Below are 25539 nucleotides of genomic sequence, written 5' to 3'. Positions count from 1 at the left end.
TTAACACCAGCCTATGATATACTCATATGTAAACGAATTATTTTAACTGCAGCCCAGGCGTTCTGTCAGGACAGTGTGCTGCACTGCCCGAGGCTTTGCAGCCGATGGTATCGACTACCTATTTTAATACCATCTATTATACAATATTTTTTGCTTCCATAGGAGGAATTATATGCTTTCCCAATATTATACCACACAATCGACTGGATTTGATGAGATACTCATACAAAAGTCACGCTTTATCGGTACCGTAAAAAGAACAGAAACCGAGGCAGAGGCACAAACTTTCATTCAGGAAATGAAGAAAAAATATCATGATGCGACACATAACTGCTCCGCTTACATCATTGGCGAACATGACCAGATCCAAAAAGCGAATGATGATGGTGAGCCAAGCGGCACGGCCGGTGTGCCAATATTAGAAGTGATTAAAAAGCAGCATCTGAAAGATACGGCTATTGTAGTGACAAGATATTTTGGCGGCATTAAGCTTGGAGCAGGGGGGTTGATACGCGCCTATGGCTCAACTGCCAGCAAGGCAATAAAAACGACTGGTATCGTCAAACGTCAGCTCATGCAGGGATACACAATTACCATTGACTATACATTGCTCGGCAAACTTGAGAATGCATTGAGAAATTCGGTGTATCTACTAGAAAATATTCAATACTTGGAAAAAGTCATGCTTCATGTCTATATTCAAATTGGTGAGAAAGAAATATTCAAAAAGTGGGTTACGGAATTGACAAGTGCGCAGGCGGATATAAAGGAATTAAATACTAAATACCTGGAAATTCCTGTTGAATCAACGAAAGAAAAATGAGGCTGTCTGAACGACCAGCCTCTATCGTATTAGTAATGTTAATTTTTCAGTGACGATAATGCTGCTTCATCTGCAATAATCGTTACGTGTGGATGATTTTGCAAAACAGAAGCAGGCAACGCTTCAGATACCTCTCCCTGGATCACTTGTGCAAGTGTATCCGCTTTTTTCTCCCCAGAAACTAGCAACAGTATTTCTTTGCTTTTCATAATAGTCGCGATCCCCATTGTCATCGCTTGGGTAGGAACATCTGCAAGCGAGTCGAAAAACCTGGCATTCGCTTGTCTTGTCGATGCATCCAAATCTACTATATGTGTTTCAGCGGTGAAAGGAGTGTGCGGCTCATTAAAACCGATGTGCCCGTTCAAACCAATTCCAAGTATCTGAATATCGATATTGCCGGCTGCCTTGATTTTTTCTTCATATTCTTTACATGCCTTTTCCGGAGCAGCAGCATCCCCTGCCGGTACATAAGTCTGTTCCGGAGAGATATCAACATGCTGGAACAATTTTTCGTTCATATAATAACGATAACTGTTCGGATCCTCTTTTTTCAAACCGACGTATTCGTCCAAATTGAACGATTGCGCATGCTTGAACGAAATATCTCCACACTTGTATTTCTCAATAAGTTTTTGATACAGACCTTCCGGGGTAGAACCTGTGGCTAACCCGAGAACAGGCTTCGCTAATTTTTGCAGTTTTTCAGCGATCAATTCACTTGCTTTCTCACTTAATTCGTCATAATTTTTCACTTTGATTACTTCCATTGTCAATTTCCTCCTTCATAAGCTATAGCACCGCGACAAATCGTCTGGCGAATTTGCAGTTTGTCATCCACAAGCAGCACGTCAGCATCTTTGCCAACTGCAATACTTCCCTTGCGATCGTACACATTAATTTGCTTAGCCGGATTCGCCGCTGCCATTTCAACAACATCTCGAATCGTTACTTCACTGAGCTGGAGCATTTGCTGGGCCCCTTGGTACATTTTCAAAATACTTCCTGCCAGTGTACCGTCTTCCAAAACAGCTCTATCTTCTGAAACACGTACCGGCTGGCCGCCAAGTTCATAATCACCTGGCTGCATACATTTAGCTCGCATCGCATCCGTAATCAATATCAACCGTTCACTGCCAACATTCCGGTAAATGATTTCCAGCATTTCCGGTGAAACATGAATACCATCAGCGATGAGCTCCGCACGCAATCTTTCCAGCTGGAATGCTGCACCAACGACACCAATATCGCGGTGATGAATTCCAGCCATGGCATTGCATAAGTGTGTCAGCTGACTTACCCCTTGAGAAACAGCTTTTTTAATGTCAGCGAAATTAGCTGACGTGTGACCTGCGGAAACATTGATTCCTTTGTCAGCCAAGTACCCGATAAACTTGCCATCCGGATCATGTTCTGGTGCCATTGTGATTGTTTTGATCATATTGCCGGAAAGCTGCTGCCATTCATCGAAAATAGCGGTATCTGGCTCCAGAATATATTCTAATGGCTGAGCACCTTTTTTGCTTTTTTCAATGAATGGGCCTTCTAAATGAACACCAATGATTTCTGCCTGCGCCGGTTTATTTTTATAATGGGCAACATTTTGTAAGGCCTTCTTAATATTTTCCGGTGACTGTGTAATAGTTGTTGCTAAAAAGCTTGTAGTTCCTTCAGCTGGAAGTACACTCGCCATAGTATCCAGCGCAGCCTCTGTCGCATCCATGACATCTGCACCGTTTGCTCCATGAATATGGCCATCGATAAATCCAGGGATTAGGTTCAGGCCCTTTCCATCGATAATCTTAAATCGGGATGGATAGCTGGCCGGTTTCTCTCCTTCGGCATAAATTTTTGTTATTTTACCGTTTTCCAGCATAACACTGCCGTTATTTATCGTTTCTGTTTCTGTGAAAATCTTCACATCTTTAATGAAAAGCGATGCATCTCCCATGATATTCAGCCCTTTCGATTGTATCTATTAAGTGTGTTATGGTAAAAGCTTTCATCATTTATTTTCTGTCCATCACTATTGTATTAGAAAAGTTGGCATTAGCCAAGTCTGCCGAAAAAGTTCCTTTAATCGTTGCGTGTATCTTACAGCTTCCCAAATGCGGATACTATAAAAAACGCCCCGCCATAAGGTATGCTGGCGCGAGACGTTTTTTACGGCTTTCTGCCGCTCACTCTCAGCCCTGCCAGAAGAAAACCGATACTGGGCAGAATAATTCTTTCCAGCATTCTGGAGGCAAAAGAAATATCCTTCACATACAAAATAAAATGTTTGGTCATCTGAAAAACCAGGCTTTTATACACTGACCCGATTTCACCAAATGATGAACATGCGCGAAACACCTGCCGGCATGATAACTGGAAGTATGGTCTTGTTTAACGATACAAAGGAGGTGCAATAGACATATTCGTTTCCGACAAGGAATTTGACCGATATCTTGTCATTTCATCAACCAACGTTTGGATAACTTCATCCGTTGTTTTAATTTTATTATTCTCGGTATCACGTATTATTTGTTTCAGCATATGTTTTAATGTTTCTCGCTCATTCATTTTTCCACCCGCTTTGACATTTTTTGACAAACAATTTGCCTTACCTTCGTGGTTCCTGGCCGTCAATGCTCTGTGAAACTTGGTGACTGTGTGGATATCATAACTGAAAAAGCTATGTTTTACACAATCAAATCATTTCCAGGACTTTTTCTTGCAAAATTAAATCTATTCGTATCATACCATAATTTACAATACGGAACAGTCATTTTTTCAAAAAATATTGTCGTCTGCTGTCTTATATTGGCAGCAGATGACAAAATGTATGTCCCTGCTTTGCTTTAGCCAATTTCTCTGTTCATTTTATGCAGCATTGACCACATTGGAACTGCTTGAAGCTGACCATTTTTAAAATAAGAAAACTGCACCAAAAATAGATTCTTTCAAGAAATAAACGAAAAAATATCTATTGACCCTGCGATCAATAGATAGAGGAAAGCGTATCAGACAAGGCGTTAACTATTCTGCCGTCCCTTAATTTCCTGTTGTTCTTCTCTCCACCAAGTTGCCTCCTCCTGATCCTCCAGCACCTCGGCAATTTCATGTTTTTCTTCCACTGCAGGCGCAGACCCGCGCAACGGTTTTCCTGATGTTTCTTTTACGAAAAGAGAAACGACTACAATGCCAATAATCGAGACTGCTATCAAATAATAGGCTGGAACCATATGAGACATCGTTTCACTAATTAACCAGGAAATGACCAAAGGGGTCGTTCCGCCGAACAAAGATGCTGCTACGTTATAAGTGATTGCCAACGCCCCATATCTTACCTCTGTGAAAAAAAGAGAGGGCAATACAGAAGGCATTGTTCCCTGGAAGGAAGCTAAAAAGACTGCCAGAATCATCAGACCCAAGAAAACAAGCCAATTGTTACCAGTTCCGATAAGCATGAACGAGGGGACAGATAATATAAGCAAGCCGATCAATCCGCTCAATATAATCCTTTTTGTACCAATACGATCACTGATATAGCCCATAGCCAGAACAATCGGAATCATGATGAACATCACGATCAAGATTAACAGCAGGCCCTTTGTATCACCATAACCGAGCACAGAGCTTAGATGTGATGGCATATAAGACAGAACCATATAATCTACTACATTATAAAACAACACTAAAATCATGCCGATTAATAATGGCTTTTTGTGATAAACAAGAATTTCTTTCATAGAGACATGGTCTTTTTCTGCCTCTTTCTCTTCTTCCATCTTTTGAAAAGCCGGTGACTCTTCCAAATGCGTCCGCAGATACAATCCGATAATACCGATTGGAGCAGCAATCAGGAATGGGATTCTCCAGCCCCATGCCAGCATCTTTTCATCACCCAGGATGAACGTCAACAGCGTCACGAGTCCGGAACCAAGAATATAGCCGGCTAAAGTACCCACTTCAAGTCCGCTGGACATGAACCCTCGTTTTTTATCAGGCGTCGATTCCGCAATATATGTCATGGCCCCCGAATACTCTCCGCCGGTGGAAAAACCCTGCACTAGCCTTGCCGCCAGCAGCAATATGGATGCGGTGGCACCAATGGACTCATAGCTGGGAATAAGGCCGATGCTTAAGGTTGCAAGTGCCATCATCACCAAGGTGATAGCCAGTATTTTCTTTCTTCCCAGCCGGTCCCCAAGCATACCGAAAAACATGCCGCCGATCGGTCTGACTAAAAATGCTACAGCGAAGGTTGCAAATGTATAAACTAATTGGGTAGGTCCTGTCATTGAAGGAAAAAAAACTTTTCCTAAAATAGTCACTAAGTATGAATAAATCCCAAAATCAAACCATTCCATTGCGTTTCCTACCCCAGCTGCAAAGACAGCCTTTCGCGCAACTTGGGTATCTACTAGGGTTACGTCATCCTTTTTCAAATGTTTTTTCTTTTTCTTATTTAAATGCACGCTTTTTTTGTGTTTTTTATCGGGGTTATCATCCACGATACGTATCCTCCTGACTGTTCTATACAAAGCATTTTCCGTTAAGAATTCTGTACGTGTATTAGTTACCCTCGTTTTCGCCAGCGAAAACACCTTTTTTCCTTTAGTTGAATTTTTCTGATGAACAGCTATTTTCTTTCCCAAACAAAAAACCGGCTGAGATTCAGCCGGTTTTCACATTGACTTATTTTGTTTGCTTCTCCATTTCGTAAATTCAAGGTACTCCTTGAATTGTTCCTTGGAAACACCCGATTCCATGGCCTCTCTGACAATCATCATCCATTCATCATCAAGTTTATTTTCATCCTCTTCAGGACGATCTATTAAATCATTTACGGATATACCAAGCACTGCACTTATTTTTTCAATGAATTGGATAGAAGGGTTCGTCTGGATGTTGCGCTCGATCGAACTTAAATACGACTTGGCAACGTTTGCGCGTTCAGCCAGTTCAGAGATGGACATATTTTTTATTTTTCTCAAACGCTTTATTTTTTCACCAATCATCATTCTCACCCTCTTCTATCCAGATTATATCATAAAAGAGCGCGAAAAGTTCTATTTAACATACATTAAGCCAAGTGTTGCTGATTGGTATCCATTTGCAGGATTTTTAGAACTTGTTTGACCTGATCCGCTGTCATCCCCGCCTCTTTTGCTTCTGTAATTAATTCCACCCACTCATTGTCTAAAAATTGCCTTTCTCCCCTATTAAACAAAATTTAGCCCCCTATTACTATATTCCAATTACTTGGTCATGTAATATCAATGGTGCGTATATGTACGAAATCTATTTCTATGGTGTTTGTCGGTTTTCTTTTTCATTATAAGGTATGAACCGTGTATTTTGAACGGGGTATTTTTGTCATTTATAAACTAGTTTTGTTATAAACCAGCTGTATTTTGTCGATTACTCCGCCGCATGATTTGGTACACAACTTTTTCTTGATGCTGCTGACAGGTTTCCATCGCCTTCGCTTTCTTCATTCTTATTAAGTTTTTGGTGTGTGTTTCCCTCTGCAAGCTGTTACTTATTTAAGTGTCTGATTCACTGACTTGCAGACTTTCTAACTATTCCCCTTCTTCAAATGCATGATTGCACTCCTCCTGTTCTAAACGGTTGTGTTTCCACTCCGCTTCTCTGCATTTTCTGCCGTTAATTCCTGTACGTACTGTTTCAACTGTTTTATTTTGTACAGCGTCTCAGCATAATTTGGTTCACTTCAGTCTGCAGCCAGCTTTCCCGGCCTTTAGGTCCCACAGGGCTGGAAGGGCGTGAGCTGTCACCTATGCGCTCTCAAAAATAAACCAGCAAAGCAAATCACAACGACTTTTTCACTCCCCTCTTCAATTTCTTTATTAAGAACTTTATTAATATATAATAGATCATTTTACCCAGTTTACAAACTAGCGAATTCTTTCTATTGTTCTATATAATGAACAAAAAACTTTGATTATCTCTCATTCTCTTCACCTGACGTAACTTTTCAATTTTTTGTTTGATGAAATCAGCCTCCATCTTCCAATAGCAACTTCTTCCTTATATTGATATAGTCAACATCCTCAGACTAAAGAATAGCCCGCGATACCCGATACCCACTTCCTGATGGGTATGATTTGCTTCATCCATTGTCAGGTTAGATAGCCGGCTCCCCCACAGATAGTCTCCCTTAGACGAACCAGATAATTTTCACTGATAGGTTGGTAATATATTTCTAAAAGATGTGGACGAAGATACCAATATTCGCTATAATTTTAACCAGAATGTAAAAATTTGCAGTTTTTTGCAATAAAATGTAACAGCTTGAAATGGTTTATCAGATGGGGGAGAAAATATAATGGCTACACGCAAAGAATCAAAAAAGAAAAAACGCGGCTTTTTTAAATGGTTTGCGATTATCATTGTTGCTGTCATCCTACTGGGAGGAGGATATCTATTTTATTTATGGAGTAAATTCAGTGATACGGTTGACAGCATCCACAGTCCGCTATCAAGAGATGAAGATCCCGGAAGGCAAAAAGAACTTGAATCCGTATTTAAAAATAAAAAATCGATCAATATTCTCTTGCTTGGTGTGGATGAGCGAGAAGGTGATCGTGGCCGGTCTGATACAATGATTTTAATGTCGCTCAATCCTAAAACAGATTCCATGATTATGCTAAGTATTCCACGTGATACATATGTGGACATACCGAACCGCGGAAAAGACAAAATCAACCATGCTTATGCATATGGAGGCACAGAACTGTCTGTAAAAACCGTAGAGGGCGCTTTTGATTTACCAGTTCACTTTTATGCCAAAGTCAACATGGAAGGCTTCAAACAAGGAATTGATGCTATCGGTGGAGTGACTATCAATAACAAGCAAGCATTCACCCAGGACGGCAAACAATTCCCAACTGGAGAAATCACACTCAATGGCAGCGATGCATTAAAGTACATCCGTATGCGGAAACAGGATGCCCGAGGCGACTTAGGGCGTAACGAACGGCAACGAAACGTCATATCCGCGGCGATGAACAAGGTTGCAAGTGTCGGGAGCATTACTAAGTTCGACGATATGCTTGAAATTCTGGGCAATAACGCCGAAACTGATCTGAACATGAAGCGAATAAAGTCCTTGTTTTCTGGTTATCGCGATACAAGAAAACATATCAAAACCATAGAGATTTCCGGCCAGGGCCAAATTATCAATAAAGTTTGGTACTATGTTGTCAACGATAACGAATTCAATCGTATCACAACGGAAATCAAGAAGCATATGGAAGCAAAATAATTCAACACTTGACAAATAGAAAGAGTCACCTGTTCTTCCAAACAGCGTGACTTTTTCTTAACGTACAAAGTAAGGCCATGCAGAGGTTTCTGCAGAAACTTACAAACAACTACATGAAACCAATAGTTTCTTTAAAAATTCAATTCTTCACCTATAACTATATTAAGAGATTCTCCTGGCTTTACCGCTATCAGTTTTTCTAATAATCTGATGCGTCAAATCTGCGCATTCATGCTATAATAACAGTGACATACTTGGAGAAATCGAGGGGGTTCCCATGAAACGTTTTTTACTTATCGCAGCCTTGGCTTGTATGTTCGTTTTTTTAACAGCTTGTTCAAACAAGGATGCCATCACGCCAAACGATCGTTTTAATGACTATGTCAAACTTTGGAACAGTCAGAAATTCGATAAAATGTATGACTATCTGCTGGCGGATACAAAGAAAAAATTCCCGCCTGAAAAATTCATCGATCGATACGCAAAAGTTTATAAGGATTTGAATATTCACGATTTGAAAATATCTTTTAAAAAACTGCAAAAAGATGACCTCAATCGTGCAATGGATAAAGGTACAGCAACCATTCCCTTCACTGTGAAGATGGACAGCGTGGCGGGTCCGATCAGTTTTGACTACAAGGCAAAACTGGAAAGAAAAGAAGATAAAGAAGAGAATGAAAACTGGTATATCTCCTGGGATCCGGGGTTCATTTTTCCTGAGATCAAAGATGGCGGAGATATACACATCGATACGGAAGAACCGCAGCGCGGTGAAATTGTGGACCGGAATAAAATGCCGCTCGCAATGAATGACACGGTTTGGCAAATTGGGGTTGTACCAAACAAATTGCAATCAGACGCGGCAAAAAGTCAAATTGGAAAATTGCTGCATATGTCGACGGAAGAAATAGACTCCAAGCTAAATGCCAGCTGGGTCAAACCGGATTTATTCGTTCCATTGAAAAAATTGCAAAAATCCGATTCAGCGGTTGACCAGTTATGGGCAATTGAAGGTGTAGCCGGCCAGGAAGTTTCAGGACGTGTTTATCCTTTGGGAAAAGCTGCCGCACATTTGACTGGCTATATCGGCACGGTCACAGCAGAAGACTTAAAAAAGCTTGACGGTAAATCCTACAGCGCCAATGATGTGGTCGGGAAATCAGGGCTGGAAGAATTGTATGAAAAAAAATTGCGCGGACAACAAGGAAGCAAGATTTATGTGACAAAAAATGATGTCGACGGCGAAACGACGGAAAAAGTTATTGCTGAAAAACCTGTCAAGAATGGAGAGACTGTCCAACTGACAATCGATGTCAATGTACAGGAAAAAATCTATAATTCATACGACGGAGAGGCAGGAACCGCTGCTGCAATCAATCCGAAAACCGGAGAAACACTTGCACTGGTCAGCAGCCCTGCATATGACCCAAATCTCATGTCTTACGGTATTTCACAAGATCAATGGAAGGAAATGGCAGATAATCCGAAACAGCCCATGTTAAATCGATTCAGCTCTACCTATGCTTCCGGCTCGGTGATCAAGCCAATAACTGCCGCAATCGGACTTAAAAACGGCACCATCAAACCGGATGAAGGCTTGACTATTAACGGCCTTGAGTGGAGTAATGGAAAGGGATGGGGAGACTATAAAGTCCATCGTGTTTCGGGAACAAATAGTCCAGTCGATTTAAATGACGCGTTAAATCGTTCTGACAACATCTATTTTGCAATGCAAGCAGTGAAAATGGGCAGTGATAAATTTGTCAAAGGCCTGCATCATTTCGGTCTTGGTGAAAAATTTCCATTTGAATACCCAATTAAAAAATCACAGATATCAAACAATGGCCAATTGGATAATGAAGTATTGCTTGCCAATACGTCATATGGTCAAGGAGAAGCACAATTCAGTGCCTTGCATTTGGCAACAGCTTACACCACATTTCTGAATAATGGCGACATGCTTAAACCGCTTTTACTTGCCAGTGATAAAAAGAAGCAAGTCTGGAAAAAAGGGCTGCTAACCAAAGAACAAGCAGAGGAAATTCAAAAAGATCTTCGTGATGTGGTAGTGAAGGGAACCGGAACAAAAGCAAAACGTAAAGATTTCCCAATTTCCGGTAAAACAGGAACAGCTGAATTGAAAGCTAGCAAGGAAGACAAATCCGGAGATGAGAATGGCTGGTTTATCGGTTATCCAACAAAAAAACAAGATATTGTCATTGCTATGATGCAAGAAAAGACCCAAAAAGTCGGCAGCAGTATTGTTGCGAAAAAAGTAGCTGACATTCTTGAAGCGTTGGATAAAAAATAAGCGCGATAACACATCCTCATATCATATCGCCTGCGATATGAATGAAATACAGAAGATGCTGGGACCAAATTAGCCAAAAACAGCTAAAAAAAGCTATAAAGTTCCATTTCACATCAAGTTGGTTGGAGCGAAAGGCGGCTGACTCCTTGAAAAAGAAATTCGCTTTTTCTGCGCGATGTGAATGCTGCCGAAGCGTTCCTTGTCAAGCGGAAACAATGATTTTCGATGGGAAGCGTAATCGCAGTCCAGCACAAGTCTGAAGACCCCGCAGGAAGTGATTTTCTTAGAAAATACATGAAGGAAGGCACGACCTTTGCGGCCAACGCTTGCACATCCCTTGTCGGGGCGCCTGGCGTGTAAATCAACGAAATTGCTTAGCCAGATAAAAAAATTGAGCGGTGCCATCTTGACATGGAACCGCTCAATTTTTTACATTTCCTGGGGTTTTGTCTTACTCTTCCCTTCAGTAGTTACTAACCTTCATTTTTTACGATTACGTTGATCGATCTCTTTATGCAGTATTTTAGTTAATTGATCAAATTTTTCTTCATTTCTTTCATCGAGCGCGCGATCAATGAGGTATCTCAAATTTTTCATTTCCAGTTCTTGAATAAGTTCTTCGTTTTCTTCTACATTGGGTGCTTCTTTCAAATAGGGCTGTGCAATGGTATGCAAATGCATTAAAAAACCAGGTGTCGAAATCAATTCTGCCATAGACATATAGATAACATTTTTCCCTTTTTGGAAGGCAAATTTCGCATCGATATTTTCTACTTTTCCAGAAACACGATTGATGCGAATTTGTTTTGATTCTACTGGTATAAATTGATAAACCTTATTGTTGATGACAACCGCAAATGATTGATAGGCTAAAACGATGCGAATATGCCGGTCATCGGCTTTGATATAATATGGTTTAAGCATTTTAACTGTGACCATACCCTTTCACCCCCACACCTGCAAATATTATAATTTTCTGTAAAGTAATTCTACAATAACACAGTGGATATTTCAAGCTATTTTGAATATGGCAGTTCTTTGTATTCTCATGATTTTTCTGCCTGTGAAATGATGCCATCAAATAATTTTTCATATTCTGTTTCAGATAAAAGATACCTTTCGTCAATCCTTGTAACCCATTTCCCCGCCTTTTCTAATTCCTGAAGACCTCTTTTCATATAAGATTTGTACTCACCATTCACCGCCGCTATCTCTTTTTCATATTTTTCATCTGTACCTGGGGCAACTGTTTCTTTATACATATCAATAATTTCCTCACCAGCAAGCTGGGGATACAATTCATGTGGATCAGTACTGTCAAATATGCAAAAGTTTAGATCGCGGACGAGTACCATGTCCACACTTTCAGGGTCGAAACTGCAATGATACAGTTCGACATCATAACCGTATTCCTTGCAGGCTGCAAGCACTTTTTTCATAAAGGTGGATTTTCCGGTTCCTGCCCTGCCTTTGATAAAACAACTATACTGTAAATCATTCAGCAGCTCCCGGACCTTATTCACAGCCCCATCTGGAGTGTTTGTTCCAAAAAGGCGGTGATACGTATAGGAGTTCTTTCCCTGTCTGACTGCATTTTGCAGTATCCTCTCAATGAAAGTTGTAGCCACCTCATCCGCCTTATCAAAGTTCATTTCATGAACAAAAATATCCTCTAATTTATCATGGATTTTCAAGCCTCTCGAGAAATAGTCATAGGCGGCTTGTAAATGCAAGCCAATTTGTTCATTTGAGGCATAGTCGGTTGCATTAGGATGCCCAATTTCAATCATTTCCACGTTTTCAAGTCTGTCAGCAATGGTATCGTCTATAAACGCAATCGATCTTCCCCTGACAATGCATCCATCCAAATATTTAACTCCATATGAACTGTATAGCACTTCTACGTCATTATTCTGTTCGAAATGCGAAATTAATCGTTGAAGGATTCCCGTTTTCACTTGGTAGGAAGGATGTTTAAGTACATAGATCTTTTTCAAACCTTCACAATTTGTGTGCAAATAATTTACAAACCCTTTGCCGGTATGCCCGGCAGCATAATAGCCGATTTTTTTCATTGTGCCACTCCTTCATAGGCGGGTATGATTAATTTTATGTTAAATATTTGAAAAAGTGACCTATGTATTCTTATCCCAGAGAACACATATAATGAAAAGCACTGCCAGAATCCATTTAAATTGGATTCTGGCAGCCAAGACATACCTATTCACTTAATTCTTTTCGTTCCTTTTCTGTAAAAACTCTGGATCTGCTTAAGAATCTTTTTCCTTCAGGCCCTTCCAGGGAAAACATACCTCCTCGTCCATCAATTGCATCAATAATCACTTGTGTATGCTTCCAGTATTCGTATTGATCTTTTGACATGTAAAATGGTGTTTCACCAATTTTGCCAAGCAATACATCTGATTCCCCCACAAGGAATTCACCTTGTTGATAGCACATTGGGGAACTGCCATCACAGCAACCGCCCGATTGGTGGAACATCAAATCGCCATGCAGACTTTTTAATTTTTCCAAAAGGCCAAGTGCTTCCTCTGTCGCAACAACTCGATCAACCATTCAGTGCACCCCCAAGTCATCAGCCAATGTCAAACAAGTTCTTCCCGTTAAAATAATCCAGCAGTATCTGTACTGTAACTGACTAGTAAATTTTTCGTCTGTTGGTAATGATCCAGCATCATCTTATGGTTTTCACGTCCAATTCCTGATTTCTTATACCCTCCAAACGCTGCATGCGCCGGATATTGATGATAACAATTCGTCCATACACGCCCTGCTTGTATACCTCTCCCAAATCTATAAGCTGTATTGATGTTTCTCGTCCACACGCCAGCTCCCAAGCCATACAGGGTGTCATTTGCAATTGCCATCGCTTCTTCATCATCTTTAAAGGTGGTGACCGATAGCACCGGGCCAAAAATTTCTTCCTGGAAAATACGCATCTTATTGTCACCTTTGAAAATGGTCGGTTCCACATAATAGCCGCCCGATAACTCGTCAGCCAACTGGTTGAGATTGCCGCCAATCAACACCTCGGCACCTTCCTGCTTCCCAACATCAAGATAGGACGATATTTTTTCCATCTGCTCCTGGGATGCCTGGGCACCCATCATTGTTTCTGTGTCAAGCGGATGACCAATTTTTATCTGCTTCACACGAGCAACCGCTTTTTCCATGAATGTATCGTAGATGGATTCATGGACTAACGCACGTGATGGACATGTGCACACTTCTCCCTGGTTCAGCGCAAACATGACAAGCCCTTCCACGGCCTTATCGAGAAAAGCATCATCCTTATCTGCCACATCTGCGAAAAAGATATTTGGTGATTTACCACCCAATTCCAATGTCACCGGAATGATGTTTTCAGAAGCATATTGCATGATCAGACGGCCTGTAGTCGTTTCACCGGTAAATGCTACTTTGGAAATTCCTGGGTTGGTGGCCAGCGGTTTCCCAGCCTCTACCCCGAAGCCGTTGACGACATTGACCACCCCAGCGGGAATCAAATCCTGTATCAGCTCAAGCAGAACATGAATGGAAGCAGGCGTCTGTTCTGCAGGCTTAAGAACGACACAGTTGCCTGCCGCGAGTGCGGGTGCCAGCTTCCAGGTTGCCATCAGCAACGGGAAATTCCAAGGGATGATTTGCCCTACAACCCCAAGAGGTTCATGAAAATGATATGCTACTGTATCATTGTCAATTTGGCTTACACCGCCTTCTTGTGCCCGTATGACACCCGCAAAATAACGAAAGTGGTCTACTGCGAGCGGCAAATCTGCAGCAAGTGTCTCTCTGACAGCTTTCCCATTGTCCCAGGTTTCAGCAACTGCCAGCGTTTCCAGATTTTCTTCGATTCTATCAGCAATTTTATGCAATATGTTGGAACGTTCGGCAACAGAAGTTTCGGCCCATGCATCTTTTGCTGCATGTGCCGCTTCAATTGCAGCTTGTACATCTTCTTTGGTGGAACGGGCTACCTCACAGAAGACTTCACCGGTAACAGGTGTGACATTATCAAAATATTGACCTTTCACAGGCGGCTGGTACTTTCCACCAATAAAATTATCATATTTTCTCTTGAATGAAACAATTGCCCCTTCTGTGTTCGGATTTGCATATCTCATTTTGCATTCCTCCCCCAAATAATAGTAAACGTTTACAAAATATGTTTTGCAAAACTTACGCTTATACTAAATTATAACAACTTGTACGAAATCATGCCAACTATTCGAACAAATTGAATTTTTAGTTGATAATTGTTCTTGCTATACCAAGCACAATGTCTTTGTACTTCACAAAGTGTAAATGCCATACGGGAATACGCAGGACCTCCTCCCGCATGGCAACTGGAAAAATACTCATGAGTCGCTTTTTTCACCTTAACTTGATATTCTTTGTATAGATCAGCAACACTCCCGCCAAACAGCCCCTGCTAAAGCTGCACTTCCTAAAATAAAACCGCAAAAGCAACCATTTGCCTTGCGGTTTCCTCGAGCTATATGAGATTATAAAAAATACGCTGGACCACCAACGCTTTAAAAACTTTGATTATTTAGTTGGACTACTCCAGATCAGGCAGCATGCGTACTTCATGTTGCATAGAAGAATGACACAACGGGCACTTAGGTTCTTCTTCAAAGCTAAACGATGCGCGCATCCAACCGTTACAATCCTCATTGGAGCACGACCATACCTTTGTTTCAACTTCCGGCAGCGGTTCTTTAGGTCCTCGTGAAAAAGCCATCTCAGCATCCCCTTTCAAGGTTCTACTTCTATTATACACCTTTTCAGAAAGCAATGTAAGGAGACGGTGTTAGAATTAGTTTTTCATCTTTGTAAAACTGGCCATTACTCTCCCTGAAAAAAAGATCCTTCGCGATTTTGTCCATTGGTATAAATGCTTAAAAACTCATGAAAAAAAGCCAGACAGATTAATTCTGCCTGACTTCCTGCAGTACATAATGTGCAATCGCTTTGGCCACACCATCCTGGTCATGGTCTTCCGTTACAAAATCTGCTGCCTGCTTCACCGCATCCTGTGCATTGCCCATGGCTACTCCCAGTCCGGCCTGTTCAATCATTTTGATGTCATTTAAGCTGTCGCCTGCTGCAAGTACCTGATCCATTGTAATGCCAAGTTTCTTACAAACCGTTTTCAGCGCATTGGCTTTGTTTACTCCAATTGGGTTCACTTCCATATTATTAGGCATTGAGTTTGTTATTTCAAGGTCCCCTATCTTGGCAACCTGCGCAACCACGCTGTCCAATTTTGCCAGATCATCCGTTACACAGCCAAATTTCAGCCATTCACGTGTCTGATAATCCTCTGGCAATTCATTATGGTATACATCTTCTGCGGAAACCAGCCACATTGCTATGTCGGCTTCTTTTCCTATTGCATACATTTTTTCAATGCTTTTTGTTTCCAATATGTGCTCTTCTACCAATTCTTGGTCCATAGTCCAAATCTGTCCGCCGTTGCTTGTTACCAAATAAGAAGATAACCCCAGTTCCTCTGCGTAAGGAAAACATGTTTTCAGAAATCGGCCAGTGCTTAGTACAACGGTCACCCCTTGTTCTTGCGCCTGTTTTATAGCCTGCTTATTGCGTGATGAAATCTTGTCTTCTTTATCCAACAAGGTGCCATCCATATCAAGTGCAATCAGTTTTATATTCGTCATAGCTCTTCTCCTTTGTATACCTTAAATATTTTAATTTCACATCAATCTTGATTCATTATTCAACTTTAGGCCGCGATCGAACAGTGCAGTTGTTACAAATGGTATCAACATGAGTCCGATCAATAGATAAAACAGTACATGTATGTTGTAATGATCTACGACCAGTCCCCCAAGTATCGGCCCCAGCATACGGCCGGCTGCTGCCACACTATTGATAAATCCCTGATAAAAACCTGCTCTCCCTTTCGGAGCCATCTTGTCAGCTATCGTAGGTATTGCCGGCCACACAAGCATTTCTCCAATTGTCAAAATAACCATAGCTACGGCAAATAAAGTAAATTCTTCTGCAATCATTGCAATCAAATAAGACACGATGAAAATGGCGGTCCCTGTCAATATATATGTTTTTTGCGACTTCCATTTCAGAAGTTTCAATAATGGCTGCGCACCTACAATCAAGAAGCCATTAATCGCCCACAGTGTACTGTATTGTCCCAGTGGAATATGCAAGTCCTGTGTATGCGAAGCTATTGTTGACTGCCATTGGCTGTATGCCAGCCATGAAATGAAAAAGCCGATACATAAAATGATCAATGCAGTGAAAATAGATTTGTTTTTTATTTTACCGCTTTGTTCAAGAATGGAGGTGTGCATTTGTCTGTCTCGTTCCTTGTCCATCCCCTTGAATGTAAACAGCACGAGCGCCAGGAATACAAAAAAGAGAGAGGCATTTGCAATAAAAATGTAGTTAAAAGAGATACTTGCCACAAATCCTCCGATAGTAGCCCCTAAAGCAACCCCCAAATTTTGTGCGACATATATCGCATTGAATGCACGTCTTCCGCCTTCCGGCCAGATCGATCCCGCCATCGCAAACATCACGGGCCATGTGGCTCCAGTGCCAAGGCCGATTAAAATCAGCATGATGGAATAAGCAAAAATCTGATGGTTGAATGACAATACCACAGCCGCAGCTGTAGTCAGCAGGGTTGCGAATACAATTGTCTTATACGGGCTGAATTTATCGAACAAAACCCCGCCAACCAAATTCCCAGCGATAGTCGCCCCCTGATTGAACATTAAAATGAGTCCGGCGAACGCCAAACTTTTTCCTAGTTCATTGTGCATATATATTGTGTTCAACGGCCATAAAAAAGAGCCACCGGTCACATTGATTGTCGTTCCAATGACCAACAGCCAGATTTGCTTAGGCATTTCCATCAACTCTCATTTCTGGATCATGGTCTCATGGTGTTCACGACGAAAGATATTGTGCTGATCATGTCAAACAAGCAGCATTCACATGATCATGATCCGAATCGGTAACTTCACTCCCCATTCTACAGCAATTCAGGGCGAAAAGACTAATTTTTTGACCGATTTAACCGCTGTTTGAAACTTTGCTGACGCAACCTCAGAAACAATGTCCCTTCGCTATTCAGCAGATATAATTTCTTACACGAAGTATAAATAATCATCTTCTTCTCCACATCGCAATAATAAATAATATTGGCGATACTGCTACAAGTATTAAACTAATAATCACTGGTACGATACTGAATGGGTGTCCTGCCGTCTCAACACCGAATTCCAGTGTGATAACAGCCAGCAACAATGTAATTTCGACACCCATTACTGCCGCCATTAAACGTGAAAGACGGTATAGCACAGGTGCATTTTCCGCTGTCACCTTTACTGGATAACGATGGATATGAGGTTTCCTGCCAAGAAAATAAAACATAATGAAAATGAATACAGCCGCAACCGGCAGGATGAAAATATACAAACTGCTTCCCCAGCCATCAGGCAGGTGGTCAGAATCAAAATGTATCGGTACCTTAGCAGGGACGGATGCGTATGTATGCATGGCCGAGATGGATGTGACTAAAATGAAAATGACTGACAGCGTATGACAAACTTTTTCCAAAAAAGAGGCTTTCACTTCTATTTTCGGGTGACTGCCCATAGCCATCTCCTTCCGCTTTAAAAACAAACATCACTTCATCCAGCAACTATTGAAATCAGGTGAGGGCAAATAAATTCCTTCGCTTTGGGGAAATTTCGCGCATATTCAGGATTGTATGATCGATGTTTTCAACATAACCATTCATTCAATCCACTAAGCAAGCAATCGAAATTTCCACTGCTTTTTGTAAATCAGCTTGAGACCAGCTAGGCATTTTTTTCTTGACCGCCAGCGCATGTGAAGCTGGCAAATGGATGAATCCCGCTTGGGCGTGCTTTCCTTTTTCATTGAAATAATGGAGTCCATGGTACATGACATGATTGCATAAGTATGTACCTGCCGTATTCGAAATCGTCGCTGGCAAGCCTGCTTCCTCCAACATGTTGACTATTTTACGAATTGGCAGGGTTGAAAAATAGCCGTCCGGCCCGTCAGGACAAATTCGTTCATCTTCCGGTTTACTGCCATGGTTATCCGGAACCCCATCATTACAGTTGATCGCAATCCTTTCCGGTGTGACACAGTTTCGGCCAGCTGCCAATCCAAGAGATATGACGGCATCCGGCTTATGCTTATCAAGCAATTCCACGAGTTTCAACCCGGAGTTTTTAAAAGACACTGGGAGCACTTCCCCAACGATTTGAAAATCCTTTATATTACTGCTATGTAGTTTTTCGGCTATTTCGGCAGTCGGGTTGATTGGATTGTCTAAGAATGGTTCAAAACCAGTCAATAATAACTTTTTCATTTTACCACCCCAATAACATTTTATTTATACATTTTTATATAGCAAAAATAACTGCAACTGCTCTTATATGTCGCCACACCCACATGATACACAATATCAGTCTCCAAAGCCAGTTTATTGGATTTACCATATTCAGTAATACAACCGCGGCAATATACAATATGTTATACTATATTCACATTTCATTATATATTTGGTTTATTCAAACTTAAAGGGGGAAAGGTCATGATAATTTCTACGTGGAATTGGCTTTGGGACAAACATGATGAGGTGAAAGATTTGTTTCGATTTTTTACGAAAACGAACAGTTCTTCACTAGCCAAAGGCGAAGGGAGTAAAATCGAGCATATTAAAAGCCAGCAAGGGAATGACAATAATCATCATGGGGGCGGAAACAAGGGAAACCGCAGTTACTCCACAGTACAATGGATTGGCCTGATAGCTGGACCGGTATTCTTTATCATCACACTTTTATTTTTTTCACCGGAAGGGCTTTCAAAACCGGGTCTGGCTGTTTTGGCGAGCACGATATGGATTGCCATCTGGTGGATGACAGAGGCAATTCCTATTCCAGCTACCTCATTGATGCCCATCATCCTGTTTCCGTTGACAAACGGGCTTGACTTGGGCGCGACCACATCATCCTATGGCAGTGACACCATTTTTTTATTTATGGGAGGTTTCATGGTAGCGCTCGCTATGGAAAAATGGAATTTACATAAACGCATCGCTCTTGCCATCATCTCTTTTATTGGAACAAACATGAATCTTATCGTTCTGGGGTTCATGGTCGCCACCGGGTTTCTTTCCATGTGGATATCTAATACTGCCACTGCGATGATGATGGTTCCAATTGGGCTTGCCATTACCTATCAAGTGGCTGATGCGTTAAAAAGCGACCCTTCAATTGATACGTCAGAAGGAAATTTCGGTTTCGGAAAATCACTCATGCTTGGAATCGCCTACTCTGCATCGTTGGGAGGGATAGCGACTTTGATAGGTACACCTCCGAACGCAGCACTAGCTGGCGTAATCAAAAAAATGTATCATGTCGATCTGTCATTCGCCGGCTGGATGTTATTTGGTGTACCTGTCGCATGGATCTTCATCTTGATCGCTTGGTTTTATTTGGTCAAGATCGCTTACCCGCAAAAGGTGAAAAAACTGCCAGGCGGCAAGCAGATTATTCAATCGGAGCAAAAGAAGCTTGGCTCTTCATCCTACGAAGAAAAAGCGGTGTTTATCATTTTCGCTCTTACGGCCATGGCATGGATCACACGTTCATTCATCCTTGTCAAAATAAATCCGAACATTGATGATGCGATTATCGCTATGACAGCTGCGATCATTTTATTTATCATCCCGGCCAAAAATAAAAAAGGTGACTTCTTGCTCGACTGGAATACCGCGGTTAAGCTGCCTTGGGGCATTTTACTTTTGTTCGGAGGCGGGCTTGCCATCGCAGCTGGTTTTACAGATTCTGGGTTATCCGAGTGGATTGGAAAACAGTTGGCATCACTCCAGGGCATGAATATCATTTTCGTATTGCTCATTGTTACGGGGCTTGTTATTTTCTTGACGGAAATCACATCTAATACAGCAACTGCAAATATGATGTATCCGATTATGGCCGCACTTGCTGCAGCTTTAGGTATACATCCGTTTTCCGTGATGATTGCGGCAGGAGTGGCAGCATCCTGTGCTTTCATGCTTCCAGTAGCCACACCACCCAACGCAGTTGTCTTCGGTTCCGGCTATTTACGTATACCAGATATGGCCAAAGCGGGATTCGCCTTGAACATCGTTGGAATCATCTTAGTCACAGCTGCCGTATATTTCTTCATTCCACTCGTATGGGGAATAGATATCATGCATATGCCAGCAGATTTTAAATAAAGATATATGCAAAGGTTTAACAGAACAGCATGTGTTACTCAAATCCACATGCTGTTCTTCATCTTTATGCCAGCCAGAAGAAATGGAAACCCTGAGCGAATCTTATTATTTTCTGGCCAGCCACTCTACCAGCAAAATGTACATTACAGGCAGCAAAGCAGCAAACATAACTAATCCGGTCCAACCACCCTTTCCCCATATTGGAGCAGCCGCTGTACTGCCAAAAGAAACACCTATATAATACGAAACCAAATACAGACTGGAGGCACTGCCTTTATGATGCGTGGCAGTTTCACTGACAGATGTAGCTGTCAAAGCATGTGCTGTGAAAAAACCGAGACAAGTAATACACAGTCCGATGACAATTATGATGAAGGAAGTCGACAGCGTCATCCAAATTCCCGCTGCCAGAATAATGATCCCGAGCAGCCGAAGTTTCTGCCATCCAAATTTTCCAGCGAACCAACCAGCAACTGGAGAACCAACTACGCCTAATCCATATGCAAAATATGTATTTGAAATGGTCTGTAATGAAAGAGAATAAGGATGACCCTGTAAATGAAACGGTAAATATGTCCATATCCCGGTAAAAGAAAATTGGAGAATGATTCCGAGACCGAAGACAAGTAATAACGCCGGATTTTTCAAGTGATACAAAAACGCAGCAATATCTTTTTTAAACGAAAGATTGCTAGGATAAAATAAACGGGATTGCGGCAACAGAACCAACACCAAAATGAACACGATGATGCCCAGCACAGCCAGTGCATAAAACGTAGTCTCCCACGAAAACATGTCTGTGATATACCCTGCTGCCACACGTCCGGCCATTCCTCCGAGTGCATTGCTGGAAATGTAAAGTGCTGTTGCAGTACCTATACTGCGTGAATTAATCTCCTCGCTCAAATAAGCAAGTGCAGCCGCAGGCAGGCCTGCCAATGCAATGCCCTGCAAAAAACGCAGAACAAGCAGAACTGGAAACGGAGAAAACCATGGCATGATCAAAAAAGGAATCGTTGAACCTAGCAATGATAACTTAATAAACGATGTCCTGCCATATCTATCGGAAAGAAATCCAAAGAGAAGTAATCCGACAATCAAACCAATGATTGTCAAAGACATGGACAAACTTGCTGTAGAAACAGTAACACCAAATTCGCCAACAAACACTGTCAATAAAGGCTGGGTTCCATACATCGTAGCGAAAATGAAAAATGAAGCCAGTGCTAATGAGAGTGTTATCCTCCAAAAATGAATATCCTTTATTCCATAGGGCTGTTTCATATAATCCCCTTCCTATCAGCGAATGCACTCACTCCCCCACTTAACAAGTCTTGCGGAATATGAAGCGAGGGAATTCCAGGACACTACGTATCTGTCGGTTATTTATTAGTATGTAATCCAGATTCCCAGGCGGTTCACCTCCAACTTACTTTCACAGAGGAGGAAATCTTGCCGCCTGGCATTTCAAAAAGCCATACTAATCCAGCACATGTTTATTCCGGCCAGCTCCAATACCAAAAAATAAAACAAGTAAGGATACACCCATAATTGTCAGCAGTGGCACTGTCCATGCTTCAGTGAAATCAAACATGTAACCAATTAAAATGGGGCCCACAGCTGCAAGTATATAACCAAGCGATTGCGCCATACCTGATAATTCAGCCGCTTGCTTCGCGTTCCTTGCCCGCATACTGAGAAATGTCAATGCCAATGCGAAATTACCAGCTAGACTAATGCCGATGAAAATGACACTGACCACCATGGTGGTATAAGAACTTCCCAGCAATAGTCCGCTATATCCGCCAATAGCACATATCGTCAAGACAAATACGATTCTCCGCTGTGATGAAGATTTTTCTGCGATCACTGGCACAAGGAAGCTTGCTGGCAATCCGATAAACTGTGTGAAAGAAAGCATCCACCCAGCAGTTGCCTTGCTGACGCCATAATCAAGTAGTATCTCTGGCAGCCAGGCAATACTTACATAGAAAAGCATCGATTGCATCCCCATAAATAATGCAACCTGCCAAGCAAGAGGCGAACGCATTATCTGCTGATTCCCCGCATTTGCTTGCGAATGATGCCCTGCTATCGCAACAGAATTGTTCTTGTCTCTTTTCAAAGCTAAATACACCCATATGCCGACCCCAACCACCGCTGGTAAAATCCAAACGAAAAGCGCCGCCTCCCATCCCAAATGCAAGTTACTGGCAATCGGCACACTCAGCCCGGAAGCCAAAGCAGCCAAAACTCCCATGGCTGTCGAATATATACTTGTCATCAAGCCAACCCTTAATGGAAATTTCTCCTTGATGACACTCGGGATAAGCACGTTCAGCACAGCGATGCCGAATCCTATCAGCAATGTACCGGCAAATAAAAGCCATGCGAGCGGCATGGAACGAATCCCGATTCCGCCAGAAAGTAAAAATAGCCCAACTAACATAGCCCATTCATTTGACAAACGATGTCGAAGCCACGGTACGATAGGAGACATGACGGCAAAGGCGATTAATGGCAGACTTGTCAGCATCCCTGCACTCCAATTGGACAGACCGATATCATCCCTGATAATACCAATTAATGGGCCCACTGAAGTAATGGCAGGACGTAAATTCAACGCTAGCACGATAATGCCCAAAAATACTGCAGCACGATATAATTTATCCGCATGATCCCATTTCAATTTTTCTCTCATAAGCTCTCCTGCCTTCTCTTTGTATGAACTCAATATATCATAGAGACTGCCTATATGAAAAAGATGTAAACAGATTGATCTGAAAAATCAGCCAACCGGTAACAACAATTGCTTTCATTCATTGATGCGGCGGGTCAGAATAGGGAAATCTCATTCTAACCTGCCGCCAATTGAAAACCCCTCCATATCATCATGCGTACATCAGTGAGGTTCATCCATCAGGAAAATATTATGTTTTTCTAATAAAAAAACTTCCTGTTTAAAGACAGGAAGCCATTTTCAACATTTATTATTTCATTTTTCTGCATCGTCATAATTCGGTAAGATCATTACTTCAACACGACGGTTTTTCGCCATATTCATTTCAGAGTTATTTGGTACGATCGGGTGCTGGTCACCGTACCCCTTCGCACTGAATTTAGCCGGATCAAGTGAATCATTATCCAGTACCAATTGCATAAAATTGACAGCCCGCATGACACTCAGCTCCCAATTGGATCTATATTGCGAATTATGTACCGGCCGGTCATCGGCATGGCCGCTAATAACAATCTGGTGCGGCGGATCCGTATCCAGAAAAGAGGATACTTCGTTGGCTACTTTTCTGCCTTCTTTGTTGACAACCGCACTTCCAGAATGGAATGTGATGTCATTCAATATCGTCACGAGCAGTCCCTCATCTGTCAATTCAGTGCCAATGGAGCGGGATAAATCATTTTTGTGTATGTAAGTGTCAATTTGCTTTTGGATACGGCCCAGTTCTTCCATTTCCAACTGCTTACGAGTTTGTTTATCCTCATGTTTTTCTTTATTTTTATCGATGTTCTCATCCTTGTCTTTTTCCTCTTTTTCTTGTATAGGCACTTCAATCTCATGGTTATTGGCACTTTTGTCCAATATCCCCTGTCCTCCGCCGGAAAACTCGCTCTTAAAGACAGCAGAAAGTTCCTTGTATTTTTGTACGTCCACTTCACTCATGGCAAAAAGTACAATAAACAGCGCCAAAAGCAAAGTCAACAGATCTGAATAAGGAAGGAGCCAGGATTCATCTGTGTGTTGTTCAGATTGCTTCTTCTTCCGTCGCATCCCTGTTTCCCTCCAACCTGACTAATTCTTTTTCAGATAGAAATGAACTCAACTTGTCCCGTACCACAATTGCGGAATCTCCATTGGTGATAGAGAGAATCCCTTCAAGCATGACCTCCTTGATCAATACCTCATTTTTGGATTTCTCCTTCAGTTTGCTGGCAAATGGGTGCCATAACACATACCCCGTGAAGATACCGAATAATGTTGCGATAAAAGCAGCGGAAATTGCATGCCCAAGCGTTGCCATATCTGACATATCTTTTAATGCTGCCACCAACCCGACAACAGCACCTAGTACCCCTAGTGTCGGTGCGTAGGTACCTGCTTGGGAAAATACAGCCGCACCTTCCTGATGCCGCCGTTCCATCGCATCAATTTTCTCAAGCATGACCTCTTTGATAAACTCAGGCGCCTGCCCATCCACAACCATTTGGATACCAGGCCTTAGGAAAGAATCATCTATTTCATTCACTTGTTTCTCCAGCGAAAGCAGTCCTTCTCTTCTTGTCTGCTCAGCCATTTCTGTGAATAATACAATCAATTCAGGTATTTCCGTTTGTTTCTGATTCGTAAAAATGATTTTGAATAATGCAGGTATCTTCTTGATCGTCCGTCCTGGAAAAGAAATCAATACCGCTGCTGCTGTTCCAACAAAAATGATCAGCATGGCGGCAGGATTCAACAACGCTGCAATATCAGCCCCCTTCAGGACCATTCCTACTCCAACAGCGATGATTCCCAATATAATACCAATAACCGATGTCTTATCCATCATAATCCCCCAACATCCATTTTCTTTCGAGTGCGTCATCCATTCGTTAACTTTTCTCTTTGCTATGACCTTCTGCTAACTATATCGGATATCTGGAACATAATGTAAAGTGGAAAAGGGAATTTGTTCATAGATTTTTCCATTTCTCCTGGCATTTTACGATTTTTATTGGAGAATGACCGGTTAAATAAAAAACATACTAAGATTAGTGGGTAAGGTCATCGACGGGTGACCTTACCCACTATTTGTTTTTTAGTT

Annotated in this window: 23 protein-coding genes; 4 read left to right on the top strand and 19 right to left on the bottom strand. The window is 41.8% G+C overall.

Annotation, left to right across the window (positions count from 1 at the left end; all coding sequences use genetic code 11):
• Positions 1–172 precede the first annotated feature (172 nt).
• Positions 173–823: a YigZ family protein gene (locus tag ACFSMW_RS18605; RefSeq protein ID WP_390357814.1), complete on the top strand. Its 651-nt coding sequence runs from the start codon at positions 173–175 to the stop codon at positions 821–823.
• Positions 824–861: 38 nt separating this feature from the next.
• Here the strand turns inward: ACFSMW_RS18605 and nagB are convergent, their stop codons facing one another.
• From nagB to ACFSMW_RS18575, 6 genes are all read right to left on the bottom strand, one after another.
• Positions 862–1593: a glucosamine-6-phosphate deaminase gene (gene nagB / locus ACFSMW_RS18600; protein WP_390357813.1), complete on the bottom strand. Its 732-nt coding sequence runs from the start codon at positions 1591–1593 to the stop codon at positions 862–864.
• Positions 1594–1595: 2 nt separating this feature from the next.
• The gene (nagA, locus tag ACFSMW_RS18595; RefSeq protein WP_390357812.1) at positions 1596–2774 is read right to left on the bottom strand and encodes an N-acetylglucosamine-6-phosphate deacetylase; all 1179 of its coding nucleotides are present in this window, start codon (positions 2772–2774) and stop codon (positions 1596–1598) included.
• A gap of 434 nt (positions 2775–3208) precedes the next feature.
• Complete coding sequence (locus tag ACFSMW_RS18590) at positions 3209–3385, bottom strand: hypothetical protein (RefSeq protein ID WP_390357811.1); 177 nt, start codon at positions 3383–3385, stop codon at positions 3209–3211.
• 452 nt (positions 3386–3837) lie between these two features.
• A complete protein-coding gene (locus ACFSMW_RS18585) occupies positions 3838–5253 on the bottom strand; it encodes an MFS transporter (RefSeq protein ID WP_390357878.1) in 1416 nt (471 codons plus the stop codon).
• Between the two features lie 240 nt (positions 5254–5493).
• Entirely contained in the window at positions 5494–5826 is a 333-nt protein-coding gene (locus ACFSMW_RS18580) for a helix-turn-helix domain-containing protein (RefSeq protein ID WP_390357877.1), read from the bottom strand.
• 65 nt (positions 5827–5891) lie between these two features.
• Complete coding sequence (locus ACFSMW_RS18575) at positions 5892–6038, bottom strand: anti-repressor SinI family protein (protein WP_390357810.1); 147 nt, start codon at positions 6036–6038, stop codon at positions 5892–5894.
• A gap of 1119 nt (positions 6039–7157) precedes the next feature.
• Between ACFSMW_RS18575 and ACFSMW_RS18570 the strand changes: the two genes are divergently transcribed.
• Both ACFSMW_RS18570 and ACFSMW_RS18565 read left to right on the top strand, forming a co-directional pair.
• A complete protein-coding gene (locus ACFSMW_RS18570; protein WP_390357809.1) occupies positions 7158–8096 on the top strand; it encodes an LCP family glycopolymer transferase in 939 nt (312 codons plus the stop codon).
• 277 nt (positions 8097–8373) lie between these two features.
• The gene (locus tag ACFSMW_RS18565; RefSeq protein ID WP_390357808.1) at positions 8374–10407 is read left to right on the top strand and encodes a penicillin-binding transpeptidase domain-containing protein; all 2034 of its coding nucleotides are present in this window, start codon (positions 8374–8376) and stop codon (positions 10405–10407) included.
• Between the two features lie 480 nt (positions 10408–10887).
• Here ACFSMW_RS18565 and ACFSMW_RS18560 read toward each other — a convergent pair whose 3' ends face one another.
• From ACFSMW_RS18560 to pcp, 9 genes are all read right to left on the bottom strand, one after another.
• Complete coding sequence (locus ACFSMW_RS18560) at positions 10888–11346, bottom strand: IDEAL domain-containing protein (RefSeq protein WP_390357807.1); 459 nt, start codon at positions 11344–11346, stop codon at positions 10888–10890.
• Positions 11347–11453: 107 nt separating this feature from the next.
• Positions 11454–12482 carry a hypothetical protein gene (locus ACFSMW_RS18555; RefSeq protein ID WP_390357806.1) on the bottom strand — a complete coding sequence of 343 codons (1029 nt, stop codon included), beginning with the start codon at positions 12480–12482 and terminating at the stop codon, positions 11454–11456.
• 145 nt (positions 12483–12627) lie between these two features.
• On the bottom strand, positions 12628–12984 hold the full coding sequence (locus tag ACFSMW_RS18550; protein ID WP_390357805.1) for a DUF779 domain-containing protein: 357 nt from the start codon (positions 12982–12984) through the stop codon (positions 12628–12630).
• 47 nt (positions 12985–13031) lie between these two features.
• Complete coding sequence (adh, locus tag ACFSMW_RS18545) at positions 13032–14552, bottom strand: aldehyde dehydrogenase (protein ID WP_390357804.1); 1521 nt, start codon at positions 14550–14552, stop codon at positions 13032–13034.
• 437 nt (positions 14553–14989) lie between these two features.
• Positions 14990–15172 (bottom strand): cold-shock protein, encoded by a 183-nt coding sequence (locus tag ACFSMW_RS18540; protein ID WP_390357803.1) that lies wholly within the window; start codon positions 15170–15172, stop codon positions 14990–14992.
• A gap of 187 nt (positions 15173–15359) precedes the next feature.
• Positions 15360–16109 (bottom strand): Cof-type HAD-IIB family hydrolase, encoded by a 750-nt coding sequence (locus tag ACFSMW_RS18535; protein ID WP_390357802.1) that lies wholly within the window; start codon positions 16107–16109, stop codon positions 15360–15362.
• Positions 16110–16145: 36 nt separating this feature from the next.
• The gene (locus ACFSMW_RS18530) at positions 16146–17324 is read right to left on the bottom strand and encodes an MDR family MFS transporter (RefSeq protein ID WP_390357801.1); all 1179 of its coding nucleotides are present in this window, start codon (positions 17322–17324) and stop codon (positions 16146–16148) included.
• A gap of 259 nt (positions 17325–17583) precedes the next feature.
• Positions 17584–18075: a DUF1648 domain-containing protein gene (locus ACFSMW_RS18525; protein ID WP_390357800.1), complete on the bottom strand. Its 492-nt coding sequence runs from the start codon at positions 18073–18075 to the stop codon at positions 17584–17586.
• Positions 18076–18220: 145 nt separating this feature from the next.
• On the bottom strand, positions 18221–18823 hold the full coding sequence (gene pcp / locus ACFSMW_RS18520; protein ID WP_390357799.1) for a pyroglutamyl-peptidase I: 603 nt from the start codon (positions 18821–18823) through the stop codon (positions 18221–18223).
• Between the two features lie 225 nt (positions 18824–19048).
• Here pcp and ACFSMW_RS18515 point away from each other — a divergent pair, with 225 nt between their 5' ends.
• Complete coding sequence (locus ACFSMW_RS18515) at positions 19049–20719, top strand: SLC13 family permease (RefSeq protein WP_390357798.1); 1671 nt, start codon at positions 19049–19051, stop codon at positions 20717–20719.
• Positions 20720–20824: 105 nt separating this feature from the next.
• Here the strand turns inward: ACFSMW_RS18515 and ACFSMW_RS18510 are convergent, their stop codons facing one another.
• From ACFSMW_RS18510 to motA, 4 genes are all read right to left on the bottom strand, one after another.
• On the bottom strand, positions 20825–22003 hold the full coding sequence (locus ACFSMW_RS18510) for an MFS transporter (RefSeq protein ID WP_390357797.1): 1179 nt from the start codon (positions 22001–22003) through the stop codon (positions 20825–20827).
• A 196-nt stretch (positions 22004–22199) separates the two neighbouring features.
• Positions 22200–23420 carry a CynX/NimT family MFS transporter gene (locus tag ACFSMW_RS18505; protein WP_390357796.1) on the bottom strand — a complete coding sequence of 407 codons (1221 nt, stop codon included), beginning with the start codon at positions 23418–23420 and terminating at the stop codon, positions 22200–22202.
• Between the two features lie 294 nt (positions 23421–23714).
• Positions 23715–24506 (bottom strand): flagellar motor protein MotB, encoded by a 792-nt coding sequence (gene motB / locus ACFSMW_RS18500; RefSeq protein ID WP_390357795.1) that lies wholly within the window; start codon positions 24504–24506, stop codon positions 23715–23717.
• Positions 24481–25281 (bottom strand): flagellar motor stator protein MotA, encoded by an 801-nt coding sequence (gene motA, locus ACFSMW_RS18495; RefSeq protein ID WP_390357794.1) that lies wholly within the window; start codon positions 25279–25281, stop codon positions 24481–24483. Before motA ends, motB begins: the two co-directional genes overlap by 26 nt.
• Positions 25282–25539 lie beyond the last annotated feature (258 nt).

The organism is Tigheibacillus halophilus (assembly GCF_042683165.1).
Taxonomy (GTDB): Bacteria; Bacillota; Bacilli; order Bacillales; family Amphibacillaceae; genus Tigheibacillus; species Tigheibacillus halophilus.
This window is presented reverse-complemented; position numbering and strand designations above follow the sequence as displayed.